This is a genomic window from Streptomyces sp. P5F9 (genome assembly GCF_057961495.1).
Genome location: NZ_JBXVPZ010000009.1, coordinates 47,117 through 65,791 on the forward strand (window position 1 = coordinate 47,117; position 18,675 = coordinate 65,791).

Below are 18,675 nucleotides of genomic sequence, written 5' to 3' on the forward strand. Positions count from 1 at the left end.
GATGGTCTGTTGTTCGGCTGCGGCGACGTCGTGGCTGGTCGCGCAGTTCCCCGCGCCCCTGAAGGCCCTTCGGGCCCTTCAGGGCCCGCCTCTGAGGCGGGCCGGCCGCCCTGTGGGACTTCTCCCGAGGGCGGCCGGTGGCGGGCTCACTGCCGAACCCTCCCGGGAGCGGTTGGGCAGCCTGCCACCCTCCTCGGACTACCGGGCTGGGGCCGGCTCAAACAACAACCGGCCCACTGGGCGACGCGTCGTACGGACCGGCGGCCGGACGATCCGTCGCCGGCCGCCCGCCGTGTTCGCGTGGTCACAGGCCGGTGAGGGGGAGGGGTTCCTCGCCGGCTCCCAGGTGGCCGTCGTACCCTCAACAACGCGGAACGCAGGGCCTGTTGGGCCGTTCCACTGATGGTCGGGGTGAGCGCGTACGGGACGTCCCGGCGTACCGGTATGCTCTCAACTGTTGTCTTATGGCAACTATATTCGCGGGAAATCGTGCGGTGGGGAGGGCAGGGCCATGGTGGTGCCACAGCCGCGGGCCGACGACCTGCTGTCGGTGGGTGGCGAAGGGGTCGGCCCGGAAACCTGGGTGGCCTGGCAGCCCGCCGTCCTGCTGGTCGAGGACGACGCCGGTGACGCGCTGTTGGTGGAGGAACTGGTCGCCGACAGCGCGCTGAAGATACGGCTGCAGTGGGTGCGGTCGATGGCCGAGGCCGCCGAGGCGCTCGCGGCCGAGGTACCGGACTGCGTGCTCCTCGATCTGCATCTCCCTGACGCACAGGGACTTGAGGCGCTCTCCCGGGTCCGGGCGGGCGCCGAGCGGGCCGCTGTCGTGGTCCTCACCGGCCTCGCCGAGGAGGAGACCGGACTGGCCGCCGTCGCCGCCGGCGCGCAGGACTAGCTGGTCAAGGACCGGGTCGAGCCGGGCCTGTTCGGACGGGCCGTGCGCTACGCGATCCAGCGCAAGCGGGCCGATGGGGCGGCGGTCGCATTGCAGGCCAGCCGCATGCAGGCCCAGGAGAACGCCCGTCTGGAACGGGGACTGCTGCCTCGCCCCCTGCTGCGCGGCGAGGGCGTCGAAGCGGTGGCCCGCTACCGTCCCGGGCGCGCGCAGGCGCTGCTCGGAGGCGACTTCTACGACATCGTGCAGAGCGTCGACGGCACGGTCCACGCGGCCGTCGGTGACGTCTCCGGGCACGGTCCCGACGAGGCCGCCCCTCGGTGTGGCCCTGCGCATCGCCTGGCGCACGCTGGTCCTCAGCGGTGTCACGGGCGCCGAACAGGGCGCCCTCCGGGGAACCGGGCCCCGTGAACGCCGGTGCTCACCGCCACGGGCCGGTCGCCGGGGCGTACGGTGAAGATCTGCTCCTCGTAGGCGGTCTCCTCGAACATGCCGAGGGGGAGCTGTGCCTCCAGGTCGATCTGCGTGACCGTGTCGCCGCGGCGGCGGTAGAGCCGGGGCGAGCCCGCGTCGACGGCCTGGACGGTGCCGGTCGCGAGGTCGAGGCGGAGCAGCAGGGTCAAGGCGTACACCTTGCCGCCGAACTGGGCGTAGACGGCCTGGTCGGCGAGGCGGGCCTGGTCGGAGAGGCTCACGCCGGCCCGGCAGGCGTTGCGCAGGGCGCCCACCGTGACGCTGGTGAGCAGGGAGGCGTCGATGCCGCGGCCCATGCCGTCGGTCGCCGTCACGGTGAGCCGGCTGCCGTCGGTGCTCCAGTTGAAGTTGTCGCCGCCGACGGTGTACGCGGGCTCCAGATGGGCGCCGATCACGAACTCCGGGTGACCGCAGCCGCGTCCAGGAAGAAGCTGCCACTGCATCTCGGCGGCAAGCGTGAGGCGCCGGGTGCGGCGGGCCAGGAGGTACAGGTCGGTGTCGCGTTCCGCCGTGGCGATCTCGTGGGCCAGGGCGGTCGCGAACTCGGCGAGCCCGCGCACCCCGGCGGTGTCGGCACCGGCGGCGGGCAGGCGGGCGGAGAGAACGCCGAGCCGGTCACCGCGCACGGTGACCGGCACATACACGGTGGCCGTCGCGTCCTCGGCCGGTTCGACGATGGGCGTCTGCACGGTGAAGGCCCGTCCCGCCGGGCCGTCGTAGGCGGACAGCGGTTCGCCGGTGCCCGGCAGCGGGGCGACCGGGCGCAGCACGCGCAGGCCGTAGTCGGCGAGGAGGAGGGTGACGTCCCGGGCTCCGGCCCGGTCATCGAGCAGGCGGCGGGTCGTTTCCACCAGGGAGTTGGGCGGGGCCGATCGCAACTCGCTCTCGATGGACGGGAGCGACTCAGAGGTGCTCACGGCGTTCACCCTTCCGGCTCAGTGTCTTCACACTGGCGCCGCGCCGGTGGGTGCGGGGTACGGCAGGGTGCAGCTCACCGCCCCCGCCAGTCCAGGCACACCACCAAGGCGTCGTCGTCCGGAGTCGGCGTACCGCGATGGCCGGTCAGCTCGCGCAGCACGGCCCGCGGCACCTCGGCGGCGGGCAGCAGCCTCGTGTGCTGGATCGCCCGTGCCAGCGCCGCGTCCCCGTACGCCTCACCCTGGGGCGAGGCGACGGCGTACACCCCGTCGCTGACGAAGAGGAGCCGGTCCCCGGGCTCGATCCGGAAGTCCTGCTCGACGTAGTCGGTCTCCTCGAACATGCCGAGCGGCAACTGCGCGTCGAAGGCGATCCGCTCCACCACCCCGTCGCGCAGCCGCAGCGTCTGCGGCGATCCGGCGTCCACCACCCGCGCCAGCCCGGTGGTGAGGTCGAAGTCGAACATCAACACCGACATATGGCTACGGCCCTGGTAGTGCGCGTACACGGCCTGGTCCGCGAGGGCCGCCTGGTCGGCGAGGGGGATGCCCGCCCGGCGCGCGTTGCGCAGGGCGTTGACCGACAGGTTCGTCAGGAGGGATGCCTCTATGCCCTCGCCCATGCCGTTCGAGACGTAGAGCGTGAGGTGATCGGCCGTGGCGGACCAGTCGAAGTTGTCCCCGTGGATCGCGTACGCGGGCTCCAACTGCGCGCCCAGGTCGAACTCGGAGCGGGAGCACGAGCGGCCGGGCAGCAGCTGCCACTGCATCTCCGCCGCCAGCGTGAGCCGGTCCTTGCGCCTGGCCCGCAGATACAGGTCGGTGTCGCGCTCGGCGACCAGCACCTCGTGCCCCAACACCTCGGCCAGCTCGGTCAGTTCGGGCAGGCACTCGCGTACGTGGTCGCCGCCGGGCAGTGTCACCGAGAGCACGCCGAGACGGTCCCCGCGCACGCTGATCGGAAGATGCGCGCGCACGCTGCCGTCGCCGAGGTTGCCCTCCACAAACGGTTCCTGGGCGCCGAAGGCCCGTCCCGCCGGGGTGTTGTGCACAGAGACCGGCGGCAGGGTGTGCGGCAGGTCGGTCACGGGCTGCAGCACGGTCAGGCCGTAGTCGGCCATGAGCAGGTCCACGGAGTCCGCCGCGTAGTGCCGACCCAGCAACTGCCCGACGACGTCGGGCAGTTCGTGGGGAGCCGCCGTGCACAGCGCCCGCTGGACAGCCATGAATCTGTTCACGATCGTAGGTATGCCAATCTCTCACCCGAGGCACGCGTCGCCCCGCTCCGCGGTGGGCCGTACGGCCCCGGCGCCGCGTGTCGTCTCGTCCATCCGTGTCCGTTGCGTGTGCCTAGTAGGCTGAGGCCGTCCCTGTGCCTGCGAGAGTGTGACCGTGACGTCCTTCCACCCCCGCCCCGAACCCGACGAGGTCGCGCGCGTCACCTCTACGGCCGCGGAACTGCTGGAAGTCCTGTGGGGGCGCGCCTCGACGGCGCCCGCGTCCGCCTCGCAGCTGCGGGTCCTGTTCATCCTGGAACACCACGAGGGCATCAACCTGCGCACCCTCGCCGACCATCTCGCCTCGACCCCGCCGTCGACCAGCCGGCTGTGCGACCGTCTGCAGGCGGTCGGCTTCGTCGACCGCGAGGTGAGTCCCACGGACCGGCGCGAGGTGCGCCTGTACCTCAGCAGCCTGGGGCGGTCCTTCCTGTCGGACCTGCGTGCCCGGCGCGAGGAGGCGCTCGGGGCGGTACTGGAACAGATGCCGGCCGCGGGGCGCAGCGCGCTCCTCACCGGCCTTGAGGCGTTCTGTGCGGTGGCCGCGGCGCAGATACACGACCACGGCGACTCCTCCAGCAGCCGTACCGCCTGACAGAGCCGTCCGACAGCCGACCGCCCGGCGGCCGCCCGCTCTTCGTGGCCGGCGCACGGAGTGGCCCCCGCCGACCGGGACATCCCGGATCCTTCCCCCTGCTGCGACGACACCCGCTCCTTTCTTGCCTCATGGCCATAGTTGTCAAACGGCAAGTTTTACGAGTGCCGCTGCCGACGTGCGGTCGGGCAGGGGAAGTTGTGTGCGGGTTCCGGCCGGTCAGCCGAGTTCGGCGCCTTTGGCCGCGGCCTCGGACTCGGAGTGCGCGTCACCGGTGGCGAGGGTGCCGCCCGCGCTCTCCAGGTGCGCCCGCACGAACCACTGGAACTGCTCCAGGTCGCGCAGTTGCTCGATCAGCAGGTCCTCGGTCGCGGGGTCGATCTCGCCCGCCTCCTTGATCCCGGCCCGGACGTCCTCGATCAGCCCCGTGTAGACGAGGTTGAGCGCGCCGAGGTGGGCGATGGCGTCGGCCCGGCCGATGGAGTAGTCGTCCCAGGTGCGCTCGGCCACCAGCGCGCCCGGCGTGCCCGGCGCGACTCCGCCCAGCGCGGCGATGCGCTCGGCCACGTCGTCGGCCATCTCGCGCACCCGGTCGACCTGGGGGTCGATCATCTCGTGCACGGCGATGAAGTGCGGGCCGACGACGTTCCAGTGCATGTGCTTCAACGTCAGGTGGAGATCGTTCAGCGAGTGGAGCCGCAGGCGCAGCACACCGATCAGCCGGCCCGCGGCCTCGCGCTGGATACCGGGAACGGTGTACTTCGGGGTCAGGTCCTTGATCTCCTTGGTCATGGTTCACCTCGGGGCATTGGGTCGGGCGTGCGGTTCCTTACCTGCTCACGGGTGCCCCTGTCCGGCGCGGTCAGACATCCCGTCGCTGAGCGATACGTCACGAATGGCCCGAGTGCCGTCCGCCGGGCAGGAGATCCTGGATCTTCGCCTTGAACCCCTGCCTGAGCACGGCGGCGCGGTCACTGTCGCCCTTGAGGACGGAGGACGCGGCGGCCTCGATCTGCTCCAGGGTGGAGTGCGGCGGGATCGGCGGTACGGCGGGGTCGGTCACGAAGTCCAGCACGCACGGCCGGTCGGCCGCGAGCGCGCTCTCCCAGGCGCCGGTCACTTCCTCCGGCTTCTCCACCCGGGTGCCGGTCAGGCCCAGGGCGCGGGCGAAGTCGGCGTAGGCGACGTCCGGGATCGACTGCGAGGGCAGGAACTGCGGGGCGCCCTCCATCGCCCGCATCCCCCAAGTCACCTGATTCAGATCCCGGTTGTTCAGCACGGCGACGATCAGCCGCGGATCCGACCATTCCTGCCAGTACTTGGCGACGGTGATCAACTCGGCCATGCCGTTCATCTGCATCGCCCCGTCACCCACGAGCGCGATGGCCGGCCGGTCACCGTGCACGAACTTCGCGCCGATGGCATACGGCACACCGGCACCCATCGTGGCGAGCGTCCCCGACAGCGAGCCGCGCATCGCACCGCTCAACTTCAGGTGCCGGGCATACCAGTTGGCGGCCGAACCGGAGTCGGCGGACAGGATCACATCGTCCGGCAGCAGCCCGCTGAGCGCGTGCACGACGTACTCCGGGTTGACCGGATCGGCCTCGACGGCGGCCCGCCGCTCCATGACCCCCACCAACGGGCCACATTGGCCTCGATCTTGACCCGCCACGCCGGATCCTCCATCTGCTCCAGCAACGGCAGCAGCCGGCGCAGCGTCGCGGCGGCGTCACCGACGAGGTTCACCTCGAAGGGATAGCGCATCCCCACCATGTGCGGATCGATGTCGATCTGCACGCCCCGCGCCTTCCCGAACTTCGGCAGGAACTGCGCATAGGGGAACGACGACCCGATCACCAGGAGGGAGTCGCACTCCCGCATCATCTCGTAGGACGGCCGGGTGCCCAACAGCCCGATGGAACCGGTGACATAGGGCAGGTCGTCGTCCAGCGCGTCCTTGCCCAGCAGGGCTTTGGCAACCCCGGCACCGAGCCGGTCGGCGACCGCCTTCACCTCCTCACGGGCACCCCGCGCGCCCTGCCCGATCAAGACGGCCGTCTTTCCACCGGAGTTGAGCACATCGGCGGCCCGCCGCAGATCGTCCTCGTCCGGCACCACCGTGGAGTGCGGCATGCCCAGACTGGACGGCACCATCTTGAAGGCGTGCTCCGGCGGCGCGTAGTCGAGTTCCTGGACGTCCGACGGGATGATCACCGCGGTCACCGAGCGGCGCGCCATGGCGGTGCGCATGGCACGGTCGACGACATTGGGCAACTGCTCCGGGACGGTGACCATCTCGCAGAAGTCGGAGGCGACGTCCTTGTAGAGGCTCAGCAGATCGACCTCCTCCTGGTAACTGCCGCCCATGGCGCTGCGGTTGGTCTGTCCGACGATCGCCACGACGGGAACATGGTCGAGCTTCGCGTCGTAGAGGCCGTTGAGGAGATGGATCGCGCCGGGCCCCGAAGTGGCGACGCAGACACCGACCTTGCCGGAGAACTTGGCGTAGCCGACGGCCTCGAACGCGGACATCTCCTCGTGCCGTGCCTGGACGAAGCGGGGGTTGTCGTCCGCGCGGCCCCAGGCGGCGAGCAGTCCGTTGATGCCGTCGCCCGGGTAGGCGAAGACGTGCGTGATGTCCCACTCGCGCAATCGCTGGAGGAGGTGGTCGGAGACCTTGGCGGACATGGGCGGGGTCCTTCCGGTGGAGGGTGTCCGTCCGGTACGGACCTACGTCGGGTACCCCGGAAGCCGCCCCGACGACATGCCGCGGGCCGGAAGCCCTCGGCCTCCGGCCCGTTGTCCGGCCCCTGCTCCTCCGGCTCGTCAGTCGTCTCCTCTGACGATGTTGCCCTCGGTGAGTGTCTGCGGAGGCGGTGTCACGCTGTTGTCGTCGACGGGCGGGATGCAGGTGCGTACGGCCTTCCCGCTACGACGACGGGCCTTCGCCCAACCGGTCTCGGGCGGCAGATGCAGGTCTTGCTTTTTGACGGTGCGCGCGGTCACAGCGCTTCAACTTCTCTCTCCGCGTCAGAAATATACGGCCCTTTGAGCTAACAGTTCGGGTCCCCTGCGAACGTGGACTCAAACGCCGCCTGGCGGACTCGGCGGCAGGATCGTGGCGATCAACTCCGGGCGAATTCAAGAAGATCAGCATTGAACCTCTCGGCGAATTTCGGCACCATCGCCAGGCCGTGCGGAGCTCCCGGATAGACCTTGTAGATCGCGTCCTTGACGAGCTTCGACGATTTGTCGCCGGAGGCCACGATGGGAACGATCTGGTCGTCGTCGCCGTGCACGATCAATGTCGGGACGTCGATCTTCTTGAGGTCTTCGGTGAGATCGGTCTCGGAGAATGCCTTGACGCAGTCATAAGCGCCCTTGATTCCCACGGTCATGCTCCAGAGCCAGAACTCGTCACGGGTTCCCTGGGTGACGGTCGAGTCGTCCCGGTTGGCGCCGTAGAACGGGGCACTGAGGTCCTTGTAGAACTGCGAACGGTCCGTCTCCACGCCGTTGCGGATCTCGTCGAAGACCTCGATCGGCAGCCCTTCCGGATTCGCGTCCGTCTTGAGCATGAGCGGCGGGATCGCCCCGACCAGGACCGCCTTGGCGACCCGTCCGGAGCCGTGCCGGCCGATGTAGCGGGTGACCTCACCGCCGCCGGTCGAGTGCCCGACCAGGATCACGTCACGGAGATCCAGGGCTTCGATGACCGAGGCCAGATCGTCGGCGTACGTGTCGAGGTTGTTGCCGTTCCAGGGCTGGCCGGAACGTCCGCCTCCACGCCGGTCGTGGGCCACGGCACGGAAGCCGTTGTCGGCCATCACCTTCAGCTGGGGATCCCACGCGTCGGCGGTCAGCGGCCAGCCGTGGGAGAAGACGACCGGCTGACCCGATCCCCAGTCCTTGTAGAAGATCTGCGTGCCGTCCGTGCTGGTGGCGAAGGGCATGGCGTGTTCCTCCCGAAATGATCGAACTGTTTGAGTACGTCACACGGAGAATCGACGGAAAAGGGCCAGCGGCGAGAGGTGGCCGGAAGGAGAACGTCGACCCCAACACTCTAGGGGAGGCCAGGCACTTCCGCGTGTCGAGGGAATTCCTCGGCCGCTTCGACCGTAACCCGGGGGTCGGGAGAAAATCGTCAGACCGTGGTTCGGTCCTGCTGATCATGGGAGCGGGCGCCCAGATGGTCAATTGGCCGGAGGGATTCTGCCAGGCGCTGGTCGACCGGGGTCTGCATGTGATCCGGTTCGACACCCGACGCGCTCGGCCTCACCTGTGTCCACCTCGTCGGCTCCTCGACGGGCGGGATGATCTCCCGGATGATCGCGATCGAGTACCCGGATCGGGTCCGCTCGCTCATCTCGATGATGTCCACGACCGGCGAGCCCGGCGTCGGGGAGACCGACTTCTCGGTTCGCCCGACTGGGAACACCGCCGCAGGACCGGGAGGCCTTCGTCGAGTGGCAGGTGCGCGCCCTGCGGCTCGCCGCGTCGCCGGGCTTCCCCTTCGACGCGACCGCCGCGGCCGAGCGGGCCGGACGCGTCTTCGACCGGGGCCACGACGCCCTCGGCATCCAGCGCCAGGGCCTCGCGGTGCCGCCGGCCACGGGCGACCGTACCGAACGGCTGCGGTCCCTGCGGGTGCCCACTCTGGTGGTGCACGGCGCCGACGACATCGTGTGCGACGTCAGCGGCGGACGCGCCACGGCCGCCGCCGTCCCGGGTGCCGCCCTGGTGATCGTGGAGGGAATGGGCCACAGCCTCCCACGCGAACTGTGGCCCGAACTCGCCGACCGCATCAGCGAGAAACTCGTTGGACAACACATCGGCGGACAGCCAACGTTGACGGAATGCGACAGGAGACGCTTTGGGGCGCTGATGTTGCCCAGCGGTACGACACCCCTGGCACCGGCATGTTCGCTCCCGGCACTCTGGTGCCGACCGTGGACCGCCTCGCGCATCTCGCCGGGGACGGGGCCGCGTTGGAGTTCGCCATCGGTACCGGGCGGGTCGCGGTGCCGCTCGCCGAGCGCGGAGTCCCTGTCACCGGTATCGAGTTGTCGGAGCCGATGGTGGAGCAACTGCGCACCAAGGCCGACGAAGCGACGATCCCGGTGATCATCGGGGACATGGCGACCACCGTCGCGCCCGGGACATACAGCCTCGTCTATCTCGTCTACAACACGATCTCGAACCTGCTCACCCGGGCCGAGCAGGTCGAGTGTTTCCGCAACGCCGCCCGGCATCTCACGCCTGGCGGACGGTTCGTGGTCGAGCTCTGGGTACCGGAGCTGCGCAAACTTCCGCCGGGGCAGACGGCGACCGTCTGGCGGACCGACGCCGACTACATCGGCCTGGACACCTACGACGTCCTGCACCAGCACGCAGTTTCGCACCACATCCGGTTCGACGAGACTGAGCAGGCGCGGCTGTCCCGCAGCCCCCACCGCTACATCTGGCCGGCCGAACTCGACCTCATGGCCCAGCTGGCCGGGTTCGAGCTGGAGAGCAGGCACGGGGACTGGTCCGGCGCCGACTTCACCGCCGAGTCTCACGATCACGTCTCCGTCTACCGGGTACCGCCGACGTCGTAGTCGCCCCAACTGGGTTGCCTTGTCGGACACTTGCCGTCGGCTGTCCGTAGGCTCACGCCTGCTGCGGGCCGTCACCGGTGACGGCGCCGTCCGGGGCATCCGCCAGAGGGATGCGGGCGGTGATGCGTTTGCCGACGGGCTCGCGCTGCGCCTCGAAGCCTCGGGCCACCGCCCGTACGATCTCCAGGCCGTGCTGCCCCACCCGTTGCGCGTCGGCGGCACGGGCGACCGGGAGCACCGGGTCGGAGTCCCACACCTCCACCTCGACCAGGGCATCGACGATCCGCAGATCCATCAGCACCGGGCCGGGCGCGTACTTACGGGCGTTGGTGACCAACTCGCTGACGACCAGCTGCGTGAGATCCATGGCACGGTCCGACACCGGCAGTCCGTATTCGGCCTGGGCCCGGGCGAGGAACGTCGCGGCCAGCCGCCGGGCCTCGGCGATGCACGAGCCGTCCCCGTCCAGCGCCACGGTGGACCGCAGGGCCCGGGCCTGCGGCGCTGTGGCGTCGTCCTCCGATGAATCCTGTTCCATCCGGATCGTTTCACCGCCTTCCGCGTGCCCGGCGCATACCCCGTGAAGCAACGCGCACTCCGTCAATCTCCGCCGGCTCCGTCGGACAGCTCCACCGGACACAAGCATCAACCGTACGATGCGGGGCAGCACTTCGGATGAAAATCCTGATCCGTAGCGCTCTCCGACTTGTGTATGAGGACAGATGGTGGACACCGAACACGCGGGGCAGCCGGGGCGGTTGTCGGTCAGGACCGACGTCGTCGACGGCACCTTGGTCGTGGCTGTTGCCGGAGAGATCGACCAGGAGACAGGCGGCTCACTGAGGGAGGCGCTGGAGCTGCCGGAGGGCGCCGCACCACGCGTTGTCATCGACCTGCGCCAGGTCACCTTCATGGACTCCAGCGGCATCAACATCCTCATCGCCGCGCGGACCGCTCTCGCCGAAGCGGGCGGCTGGCTGCGGCTGGCCGGTACTGCCCCACCCGTGCTGCGCATCATCCAACTCGTCGGCATCGACGGATTCATCGACTGCCACCCGACGGTCCAACAGGCCCTCGACAGCTGACCGTTGGAGAGTTGGTCGTCGAGCGGCCGTGAAATTGGCTGTCGGGTCGTCGAGGGACGGTGATAGACAGTCCGCGTGACAGAGATCTTGGAGTTCCCCGTCCTGCTGCGACTGATCGACGAACGGTCGATCGCGTTCCGGGCCGCGGTCACCTCCGCGCCGAGCCTCGACGCGCAGGTGCCGACCTGCCCGGAGTGGACACTGCGGGACCTCGTGCAGCACCTGGGCGGGGTGCAGCGCCTCTGGGCCGGAATCGTCGCCGCGGGGCCCGCCGACACCCGCCCCGCCGTGACTGTCCCGGAAGCGCCGCAGGAGCGCGCCGCGCTGCTGGCCTGGTCGGCAGAGTCCACGGAGCAACTGCTCGGCGCGCTGCGGGAGTTCGGCCCGGATCGCGGCTGCTGGACATGGTGGGGCGGATCGCGGTCTCCGCAGACCTCCGGCGCCGTGGCCCGGCACCAGGTCCAGGAGGCCATGGTGCACACCTACGACGCCCAGATCGGCCTCGGTGCCCCGCAGCCGCTGCCGGACGAGGCGGCACTCGACGGCGTCGACGAGTTCCTGTCCACCTGCTGCGCCGGGACGGACCCCTGGCCGCATGAGCCCGCAGCCGTCGAGTACCACGCCACGGAGGGCCGTTCCTGGCGCCTCGCGCTCTCCGCCGACGGCGCCCGGGTCACCGAACTCCCCGCGCCCGCCGCCGGCACCGGTGAGGACGCGGTCGGCGCCACCCTCCGGGGCACGGCAGCTGAGCTGGTCCTGGCCTTGTACGCCCGTATCCCGGTGAACTCCCTGAAGGTGGACGGCGACCCATGTCTCTTCGACCTGCTCCTTGCCTGGGACCCGAGCGCGTAGGACGTGCCGACGCGGGGTGTGTCCTACGCCCCGCTCGTGATCGCGGCCAGTTCGAGGTCAAGTGCCGGGGCGATACCGCTGAGGTCGCGCCGTCCACGTGGCGGACGGTAAGCACGACGGGCGGCTGCCGGTCCCAGCCGGGGTCAGCCGTGGGGAGGGGGCGTTGCGGGACGGCCCGCGCGCGATGCGGGCATGCGGCGAACTGCCCGACGCATCGACCCCGAGCCCTTCGCCCTCGTTCTGCTCGCCGTCGTCCAGGGCGGGCTGCTGCTCACCCAGGCCCGCCGCGACACCGTCGCCCTCGAAGCGTCCCTCAACACGCTGATCGACTGCCTGCGGGGGCACACCGACCGCTGATGTGGGGGCGGAGCCCGTTCACCGGTCGTACGGATCGGCGAACAGGCCCCGCATTGTTGCTGGTTGCTAGTTGCGACGGCCCGCCGGACCTTGGCTGACCGAGTCCTGGTCCCCTGTGCCGGAGGCCGGCCCGGAGACGTCGGAACCGGTGCCGCCCGGGGTTTCCTGGGCGCGGTCGGCGTGGCCCGGCCACCAGGCGGCGTGGCCGATCAGGGCGGTGAGGCTCGGCGTGAAGAACATCGCCATCACGAAGGCGGCGACGGCGATGCCGAAGGAGACGGCGAAACCCATCTCCGTGAGCAGCGCGTTGCCGGCCAGCATCATCGTGGCGAAGGTCGCCGCGAGGATGAAACCGGCCGCGGCCACGGTCGGTCCCGCGTGCCGTAGCGCCATGCTCGCCGCCTCGCGCGGATCGCGGCCCTCGCGGGCCTCCTCGCGGAGCCGGGCGATCATGAGGATGTTGTAGTCCGTGCCGATGGCGACCACGAAGAGATACATGATCACCGGGAGCATGAACATCAGCCCCGGGTGTCCCTGCGCGTCCTGGAAGATCCAGACGGTCGCGCCGAGGGTGGCGCCGAAGCCGAGACCGACCGAGGCGATGAGGTACCACGGCGCGACCACACTGCGCAGGAGCAGTCCCAGGATCAGCATGATCAGCAGGGCGGCGACGGGGAAGACGGTCCGGTAGTCGTGGTTGACCGCGCTGTTGATGTCCTTGTAGATCGAGGACATGCCGCCGACCAGCGCCTCGGTGCCGTCGGGCGCGGAGGAGTGCGCGACGTCCCGCACCCGGCCCACGGCGTCGATCGCCTTCTCCGTGGACGCCTCATACTTCAGCGTGACGGTGAAGTCCGCCGTGGTGCCGTCCTTGTTGACCTGGCTCATACGGGCGTTCGCCACGCCGTCGACGGCCCCGAGTCTCTCGGTGTAGGCGGTGAAGGCGGACTTGTCGAGCGGCCTGCCGTCGGTGCTGGAGAGGTAGACGTCGGTGGGCGCGGCGGCGCCCGCCGAGTACGCCTTCTGCATCTCGTCCTGGACGACCATCGACTCCTTGGTCTTGGGCATGGAACCCGAGGCCAGGTCGAAGGTGGCCTTGTAGCCGAGGGTGCCCAGCGACAGCGCGACGAGGACGAGACCGGAGAGCGCGGCCGTCAGCGCGGGCCGGCGCCGCACACCGCGGCCGAGGGCGGCGAACCGGGCGTTCTCCGGCTCGCGTTGCCAGGACTTGGAGGGCCAGAAGACCTTCGGCCCGATCAGCGACACCACGGCCGGGATCAGGGTCAGGCCCGCGATCAGGGTGACGGTGACCGAGATGGCCAGCGCCGGACCCATCTGCTTGAGGAAGCCCAGCGTGGACAGCACCAGCGCGAGGAACGCGATGATGACCGCGCCGGCGGCGGAGGCGATGGCCTCGCCGACCCGGGCGACCGCGTTGACCATGGCCTGCTTCGGCTCGTCACCCGCCCGCAGTCGTTCTCGGTAACGGAACATCAGGAACAGGAAGTAGTCCGTGCCCACGCCGAACAGCACGACGATCAGGATCGACGAGACGGAACTGTTGGCCTGGAGACCGAACAGCTTGGTGGCGTACGCGATCAGCCCGTTGGCGATGGACGCCACCACACCGATCAGGACCAGGGGAAGGAAGGCGAGGATGGGCGCCCGGAAGATGATCAGCAGGGTCACCAGGATGATGAGGAAGGTCCCGATGCCGATCAGCGCCTCGCCGCGCTTCGAGGAATCCTGCTGGTCGAGGGCCTGCGCGGCGGAACCGCCGAGCTTCACGTCGAGGTCCGTGCCCTTGGCCAGCTGCTTGACGTCGTCGCGCAACACCTTCGCGGCATCCGCCTGCACCGGTTGACCGGCGTTCTTGCTGTCCATCTGGACCAGGGTCATGGTGTACCTGCCGTCCTTGGACGGCGGGCCGGGGACCACCTTCTGCACCTGGTCGATGTGCTTCTTGCCCAGCTCGGTCGTGATCCGGGCGACATCCTTCTTGTCGGCGGCGGTCAGCTTGCCGCCGTCGGTGCGCTGGTACAGCGCGATCGCGGACGGTGTGAAGGCGCTGGGGAACGCCTTCACCTGCAGATCCGCCGCTTTGATGGACTCGTAACTCTTGGGCAGGAAACTGCTCTCGTCACTGTTGGAGGGCAGGCCGGGCGCGGTGGCGACAATCGCCACCGCGGCGATCAGCCAGGCCACGATGGTCCAGACGGGATGTCTGACGACCCCGTTGCCTATACGTCGAAACATGCGGGAGGTCCTCCTGGGAAGGAAGATCACCGCAGCCCGGGGAGCGGACCCCGGCATCGGCGACCCCGACCGGCCTTCACCCGTGGGGCCGGTCGAACGGTTGTCTATCGTCTTGTCATATCGGTCACGCGAGAAGATTCATAACACACGCATAGTCGCGGCACAGGTCCGCACGAACGGGTGGTTGTCTGTGACCCGTCCTCCTCCACCACGTTGTGCCGCTGGGCGGCACATTCGCCGCTTTCGGAGACCGCCGGTCAGGCGGGTGCGAGGAGAGGAAATCATGGGAGCAACGAAGTGGTCCACGGCTTTTGGAGCCGCGGGCCTGGTCCTCGTGGCCGTCGCGGCATCGGCCACCGCCCAGGGGCAGGCGCCGCACGCACGCCCGGCCGGACGCGTCGTCCTCACCAACACGGACAACGGCCGGACGGTGCCCGCGAGTTCGGGTGGTGATGTCGAGATCCGGCTCACCCACTCCCGCGAGCGCGGATTCACCTACACCTGGACCGCTCCGGAGTCCGGTAACTCCGCGGTGCTCGGGCATGCTTCGGACGCCACATACCCGTCCGGAGACGCCACCGCCGTCTTCCACGCGGCAAACGCCGGCACCGCCGCCGTCACAGCGCAACGCCGCTGCGTCCCCGACCCCGGCAGCCTCTGCCCCCTGCTCGTCGAGACCTGGAAGGTGACGATCGAGGTGAAGTGACCGGCCAACGGTCGGCCGGGCCCCGGGCGTCGGTAGGGTGATTCCGGAGGTGGTCAAGTGGCTGACAGCGCAGGGGAGTTGAGCGAGTCTCCGGAATCCACGACCGTGGTGGTGATCGGCGCGGGCCCGGCCGGGCTCACCGTCGCGAACCTGTTGCGGCGCAGCGGGATCGACTGTGTCGTCCTGGAACGGCAGACCCGCGAGTACGTGGCACAGCGCCAGCGCGCCGGCATCGTCGAGACCCGCGCCGTCCGCATGTTCGACTCCTGGGGGCTGGCCGACCGCGTCCTGGGCGGCGTCCCGCACGACGGCATCCTGGAGCTCCGGGTCGACGGCGAGACGCATCTGGTGAACGACTACGACGGCTCCGAGGGCCCCACGGCCCGCCTCTGCCCCCAGCAGATGCTGGTCCAGAAGCTCACCGCCGCGTACCTGGAGGATGGCGGCGACCTGCGCTTCGAGGCCGCCGACGTCTCCCTGCACGACCTGACCGGCGACCGCCCCACCGTCCGCTACCGCACCGCGGACGGCGGCCTCCGTACGCTCACCTGCTCCTACGTCGCCGGCTGCGACGGCGACCATGGCATCAGCCGAAGCGCCGTCCCCGACGGGGCCCTCACGCCGTACGCCTTCGATCACGGCATCGGCTGGCTGACGGTCATGGCCGACGCGCCGCCGCCCGCCCACCCGCTCCTGGCCGTCAGTCCGCAGGGCTTCGCCGCGCACTTCCCGCGCGGCCCGTACGCCAGCCGCTACTACCTCCAGTGCCCGCCGAACGATCGCCCAGACGCGTGGCCCGACGCCCGCGTCTGGGACGCGCTGCGCACCCGGCTCGGTGACCCGGCCCTCGTCTCCGGCCCGATCACCGACCGCGAGATCTTCCGGCTCCGCAGCCTGGTCCACGACCCGATGCAGTACGGCCGCCTCTTCCTCGTCGGCGACGCGGCGCACATCGTCTCGCCGATGGGCGGGAAGGGGATGAACCTCGCTCTCTACGACGCCGATCTCTTCGCCCGAGCCGTGCGGAACGCCGTCCACGACCAGGACGACACGGCCCTGCGCACCTACTCGGAGCGGTGCCTGCGCCGCGTCTGGAGCGACCAGGAGTTCTCGCACTGGATGACCCGCGTGCTCCATGACGCCGGTGACGCCACCAACTCCGGTCCCTTTCACCGCAGTTTGGCCCGCGCCCGGCTCGACCGGCTCTTCACGTCCGCTGCCGCGGCCGGCGCCTTCTCCGAACTCATGACAGGCATGGACTTCGGAGAAGGCACCGGGCCGCAGCCGCGTTGAGGCGTTACTCCGCAGGGCCGCTGACGGTCAGGTGCCGGGCGAAGAACCGGACCGCGCTGTCCGCCTCGAACCTGGGCAGCTCCTTGTGCGAGCCCGAATTGACGTGCAGCGACTTCTCCTTCGAGGCGAAGGCGTCGAACAGCGCGAGACCGGACGGGCGCGGGATGTGCTCGTCGTCCCACTGCAGCGCGAACTCGATCGGAACGGTGATCCGCCGCGCCGACTCGGCGAGCGCGTCGTCGTACCAGAAGAGGCCCAACACCGCGGCGGTGATGCGGGGTTCGGCTGCTGTCAGCGGTACGCCGATCGCGGTGCCCATGTTGAGGCCGTAGTAGCCGACGGGTCCTTCGGTGCCGATCTCCGGGAGTTCCTGGAGGGCGTCCAGGGTCGCCAGCCACTCCGGCACGGCTCGCTCGGCGAGGTGGGCGTTGTAGCGGACGACGATCTCGCCGACGGGTTCGCCCGCCGCCATCTTCCGTTGCATCAGGGCGATTTCGCGTTCGTCGTGCGGTGTGCGCGGCCGGTTGCCGTGACCGGGGGCGTCGATGGTGGCGACGTGGAAGCCGCCGCCGTTCACCAGGCGCTCCGCACGGCCGGCCATGGCCGGCGCCTTGCTGTGGTTGCCGCCGCCGTGGCCCATCAGGACCAGGGGAGCGCGTTCGGAGGCGGAGGCCGCGGGGGACCAGAGCGCGCCGCTGACCTCGCCGACGGTGAAGTCGCGGACGAGGACACCGTTCGACGATGTCTCAGCGGTGAAGTGCACTGAATGTTGGGAGAGTTCCATGGTGTTGCCTTTCGGGATCGCCTGGGTGTGAGGCGCTCCCGGCGACACCTATGCCGCTGGCCCAACCGTGGAAAAGAGGGGGAGCACCCACCTGGATACTGCGTTCATGGGTCTCACCTCCTCATGCGGTGTCACGGCCAACGGCAAGTTAGCAGCCCGGTCGCCGTCGCGCCCAACGCTTTTCCGCCTCGGCGCTGCTGCATGCGCGTACATCTAATGTTCTTGACATCTTCCCGGGCCGACGACCAAGGTTGAGGCGATCGTTCCCGGACGGGTGGAGGCCCCGATGCGCGTACGCGACGCCGCACCCCACGGTGCCGTCCCGGGCGCGCGGCTGATCATCCGGCGGCATGTCGACTACTGCCGCACCGCCTCCGCCGTCTGTCCTTCCGCACGCCCCTGACCCGTGTCGGCCCGCTCGGGCCGGCCGTCTCGACGTGTTCTTGGAAGGAACCCCATGTCCGGCCCCGCCCTGCGGCTCGCCCTCGAAATCGACGGCGACGGCGCTCATCCCGCGGCCTGGCGCCGCGCCGCCCACTCTCCCGACCAGTTGCTGAGCCCGCGCCGGGTGGCCCGCGTCGCCGTCGCAGCGGAGAACGCCGGGTTCACCCTGCTCACCCTGGACGACGGCGCCCTCCCGCCCGGCGCCGGCCCCGACGTGGTCGGCCGGATCGGCGCGGTGGAGCGGGCCGCGTTCATCGCCGCGTCGACGAGTGTCGTCGGCATCGCGCCGGTCGTGCCGCTCACCTACGCCGAACCCTTCCACGTATCAAGCCAGTTGGCGTCGCTGGACCACATCTCGGTCGGTCGCGCCGGGTGGGTGGTGAGCGAGGAGACACGGCCCGAGGCGGCCTCCGTCTGGGGGCGCCCGCTCGTCGACGGAGCCGCGGCCCGCGCCCGCGAGTCGCGCGACGGCGTCGAGGTCGTCCGCGATCTGTGGGACTCCTGGGAGGACGACGCGGTCATCCGTTCCGTCGCCACCAGCCGCTACCTCGACCGCGACCGGCTGCACTACGTCGACTTCACCGGCGACACCTACACGGTGAAGGGCCCGGCGATCGTGCCGCGTCCACCGCAGGGCCAACTCGTCGTGCTCGGCAGCCCGGAGCGTGTACCCGGCGATCAACTCGACGTCGCCCTCGTCGCGGGCCGCGACCTCGCCGCCGTCGCCGCGAGCGCGTCCGCCGCCGGAACACCGCGTACCTTCGCCGAGGTCGAAGTCGCCCTCGACACCGCCGACGCGACGGCCGAGGAACGTGTCGCCGACCTTGAACAGCACGCGCCCTGGAGCGGCCGGGGGCGTCTGCGCCACATCGGCTCCGCCGCCGGACTCGCAGCGCTGCTGCGGGAGTTGAGGGGCGTGGTGGACGGAGTGCGCCTGCACCCGCTGGTGTTGGACGAGGACCTCCCGGAGCTGTCCCGGCTGGTCCTGCCCCACCTCTTCGAACGGCGTTACGCCGTACGCCCGTTGCCCGGCGCGTCCTTGCGCACTCACTTCGGCCTCGACCGGCCTGCCAACCGCTATGCCGCCGCGGCCGCCCAGGAGGATGCCCGATGACCCGCACCGACCCCCTCGACGTC

The 18,675-nt window shown here is 70.1% G+C and carries 16 protein-coding genes and 2 pseudogenes; 9 read left to right on the forward strand and 9 right to left on the reverse strand.

All coding sequences use genetic code 11. The features are described 5' to 3' along the window. Window positions 1-511: 511 nt before the first annotated feature. Window positions 512-1,277 (forward strand): annotated as a pseudogene (locus AC31A1_RS03335) (PP2C family protein-serine/threonine phosphatase); the annotation flags it as partial. On the opposite strand, the gene AC31A1_RS03340 reads toward AC31A1_RS03335, so the two are convergent. Beyond that, window positions 1,261-2,286: a PP2C family protein-serine/threonine phosphatase gene (locus AC31A1_RS03340; RefSeq protein WP_489651726.1), complete on the reverse strand. Its 1,026-nt coding sequence runs from the start codon at window positions 2,284-2,286 to the stop codon at window positions 1,261-1,263. The pseudogene AC31A1_RS03335 and the gene AC31A1_RS03340 overlap by 17 nt on opposite strands. A gap of 74 nt (window positions 2,287-2,360) precedes the next feature. After that, window positions 2,361-3,512: a PP2C family protein-serine/threonine phosphatase gene (locus AC31A1_RS03345; RefSeq protein ID WP_489651743.1), complete on the reverse strand. Its 1,152-nt coding sequence runs from the start codon at window positions 3,510-3,512 to the stop codon at window positions 2,361-2,363. 160 nt (window positions 3,513-3,672) lie between these two features. Between AC31A1_RS03345 and AC31A1_RS03350 the strand changes: the two genes are divergently transcribed. Continuing rightward, window positions 3,673-4,158, forward strand: a complete 486-nt coding sequence (locus AC31A1_RS03350) for a MarR family transcriptional regulator (protein WP_489651727.1) — start codon at window positions 3,673-3,675, stop codon at window positions 4,156-4,158. 219 nt (window positions 4,159-4,377) lie between these two features. On the opposite strand, the gene AC31A1_RS03355 is transcribed toward AC31A1_RS03350, so the two are convergent. The 4 genes and pseudogenes from AC31A1_RS03355 to AC31A1_RS03370 form a co-directional block, all read right to left on the reverse strand. Further along, the gene (locus tag AC31A1_RS03355) at window positions 4,378-4,950 is read right to left on the reverse strand and encodes a Dps family protein (protein WP_489651728.1); all 573 of its coding nucleotides are present in this window, start codon (window positions 4,948-4,950) and stop codon (window positions 4,378-4,380) included. 97 nt (window positions 4,951-5,047) lie between these two features. After that, window positions 5,048-6,849 (reverse strand): annotated as a pseudogene (locus tag AC31A1_RS03360) (thiamine pyrophosphate-requiring protein). 138 nt (window positions 6,850-6,987) lie between these two features. Then, window positions 6,988-7,167, reverse strand: coding sequence for a hypothetical protein (locus tag AC31A1_RS03365; RefSeq protein WP_489651729.1), 180 nt, complete (start codon window positions 7,165-7,167; stop codon window positions 6,988-6,990). Between the two features lie 119 nt (window positions 7,168-7,286). Next, entirely contained in the window at window positions 7,287-8,114 is an 828-nt protein-coding gene (locus AC31A1_RS03370) for an alpha/beta fold hydrolase (RefSeq protein ID WP_489651730.1), read from the reverse strand. A gap of 903 nt (window positions 8,115-9,017) precedes the next feature. Between AC31A1_RS03370 and AC31A1_RS03375 the strand changes: the two genes are divergently transcribed. Further along, window positions 9,018-9,761 carry a class I SAM-dependent methyltransferase gene (locus AC31A1_RS03375; RefSeq protein ID WP_489651744.1) on the forward strand — a complete coding sequence of 248 codons (744 nt, stop codon included), beginning with the start codon at window positions 9,018-9,020 and terminating at the stop codon, window positions 9,759-9,761. A 52-nt stretch (window positions 9,762-9,813) separates the two neighbouring features. Here AC31A1_RS03375 and AC31A1_RS03380 read toward each other — a convergent pair whose 3' ends face one another. Beyond that, the gene (locus AC31A1_RS03380; RefSeq protein WP_489651731.1) at window positions 9,814-10,299 is read right to left on the reverse strand and encodes an ATP-binding protein; all 486 of its coding nucleotides are present in this window, start codon (window positions 10,297-10,299) and stop codon (window positions 9,814-9,816) included. Window positions 10,300-10,483: 184 nt separating this feature from the next. On the opposite strand from AC31A1_RS03380, the gene AC31A1_RS03385 reads away from it, so the two are divergent. The 3 genes from AC31A1_RS03385 to AC31A1_RS03395 all read left to right on the forward strand — a co-directional run bounded on the left by AC31A1_RS03385 (window position 10,484) and on the right by AC31A1_RS03395 (window position 12,055). After that, window positions 10,484-10,846: an STAS domain-containing protein gene (locus tag AC31A1_RS03385; RefSeq protein ID WP_489651732.1), complete on the forward strand. Its 363-nt coding sequence runs from the start codon at window positions 10,484-10,486 to the stop codon at window positions 10,844-10,846. Between the two features lie 75 nt (window positions 10,847-10,921). After that, window positions 10,922-11,698, forward strand: a complete 777-nt coding sequence (locus AC31A1_RS03390) for a maleylpyruvate isomerase family mycothiol-dependent enzyme (protein WP_489651733.1) — start codon at window positions 10,922-10,924, stop codon at window positions 11,696-11,698. 192 nt (window positions 11,699-11,890) lie between these two features. Next, window positions 11,891-12,055 (forward strand): hypothetical protein, encoded by a 165-nt coding sequence (locus AC31A1_RS03395; RefSeq protein ID WP_489651734.1) that lies wholly within the window; start codon window positions 11,891-11,893, stop codon window positions 12,053-12,055. Between the two features lie 66 nt (window positions 12,056-12,121). Here AC31A1_RS03395 and AC31A1_RS03400 read toward each other — a convergent pair whose 3' ends face one another. Then, window positions 12,122-14,311, reverse strand: coding sequence for an MMPL family transporter (locus AC31A1_RS03400; protein WP_489651735.1), 2,190 nt, complete (start codon window positions 14,309-14,311; stop codon window positions 12,122-12,124). Between the two features lie 283 nt (window positions 14,312-14,594). On the opposite strand from AC31A1_RS03400, the gene AC31A1_RS03405 reads away from it, so the two are divergent. Together AC31A1_RS03405 and AC31A1_RS03410 are read left to right on the forward strand one after the other, a co-directional pair. Continuing rightward, entirely contained in the window at window positions 14,595-15,017 is a 423-nt protein-coding gene (locus AC31A1_RS03405) for a hypothetical protein (RefSeq protein ID WP_489651736.1), read from the forward strand. 57 nt (window positions 15,018-15,074) lie between these two features. Continuing rightward, window positions 15,075-16,310 carry a 4-hydroxybenzoate 3-monooxygenase gene (locus tag AC31A1_RS03410; RefSeq protein WP_489651737.1) on the forward strand — a complete coding sequence of 412 codons (1,236 nt, stop codon included), beginning with the start codon at window positions 15,075-15,077 and terminating at the stop codon, window positions 16,308-16,310. Between the two features lie 4 nt (window positions 16,311-16,314). Here the strand turns inward: AC31A1_RS03410 and AC31A1_RS03415 are convergent, their stop codons facing one another. Then, window positions 16,315-17,094, reverse strand: coding sequence for an alpha/beta fold hydrolase (locus AC31A1_RS03415; RefSeq protein ID WP_489651738.1), 780 nt, complete (start codon window positions 17,092-17,094; stop codon window positions 16,315-16,317). Window positions 17,095-17,551: 457 nt separating this feature from the next. Between AC31A1_RS03415 and AC31A1_RS03420 the strand changes: the two genes are divergently transcribed. Continuing rightward, on the forward strand, window positions 17,552-18,652 hold the full coding sequence (locus tag AC31A1_RS03420) for an LLM class flavin-dependent oxidoreductase (RefSeq protein WP_489651739.1): 1,101 nt from the start codon (window positions 17,552-17,554) through the stop codon (window positions 18,650-18,652). The last annotated feature ends 23 nt before the right edge of the window (window positions 18,653-18,675 follow it).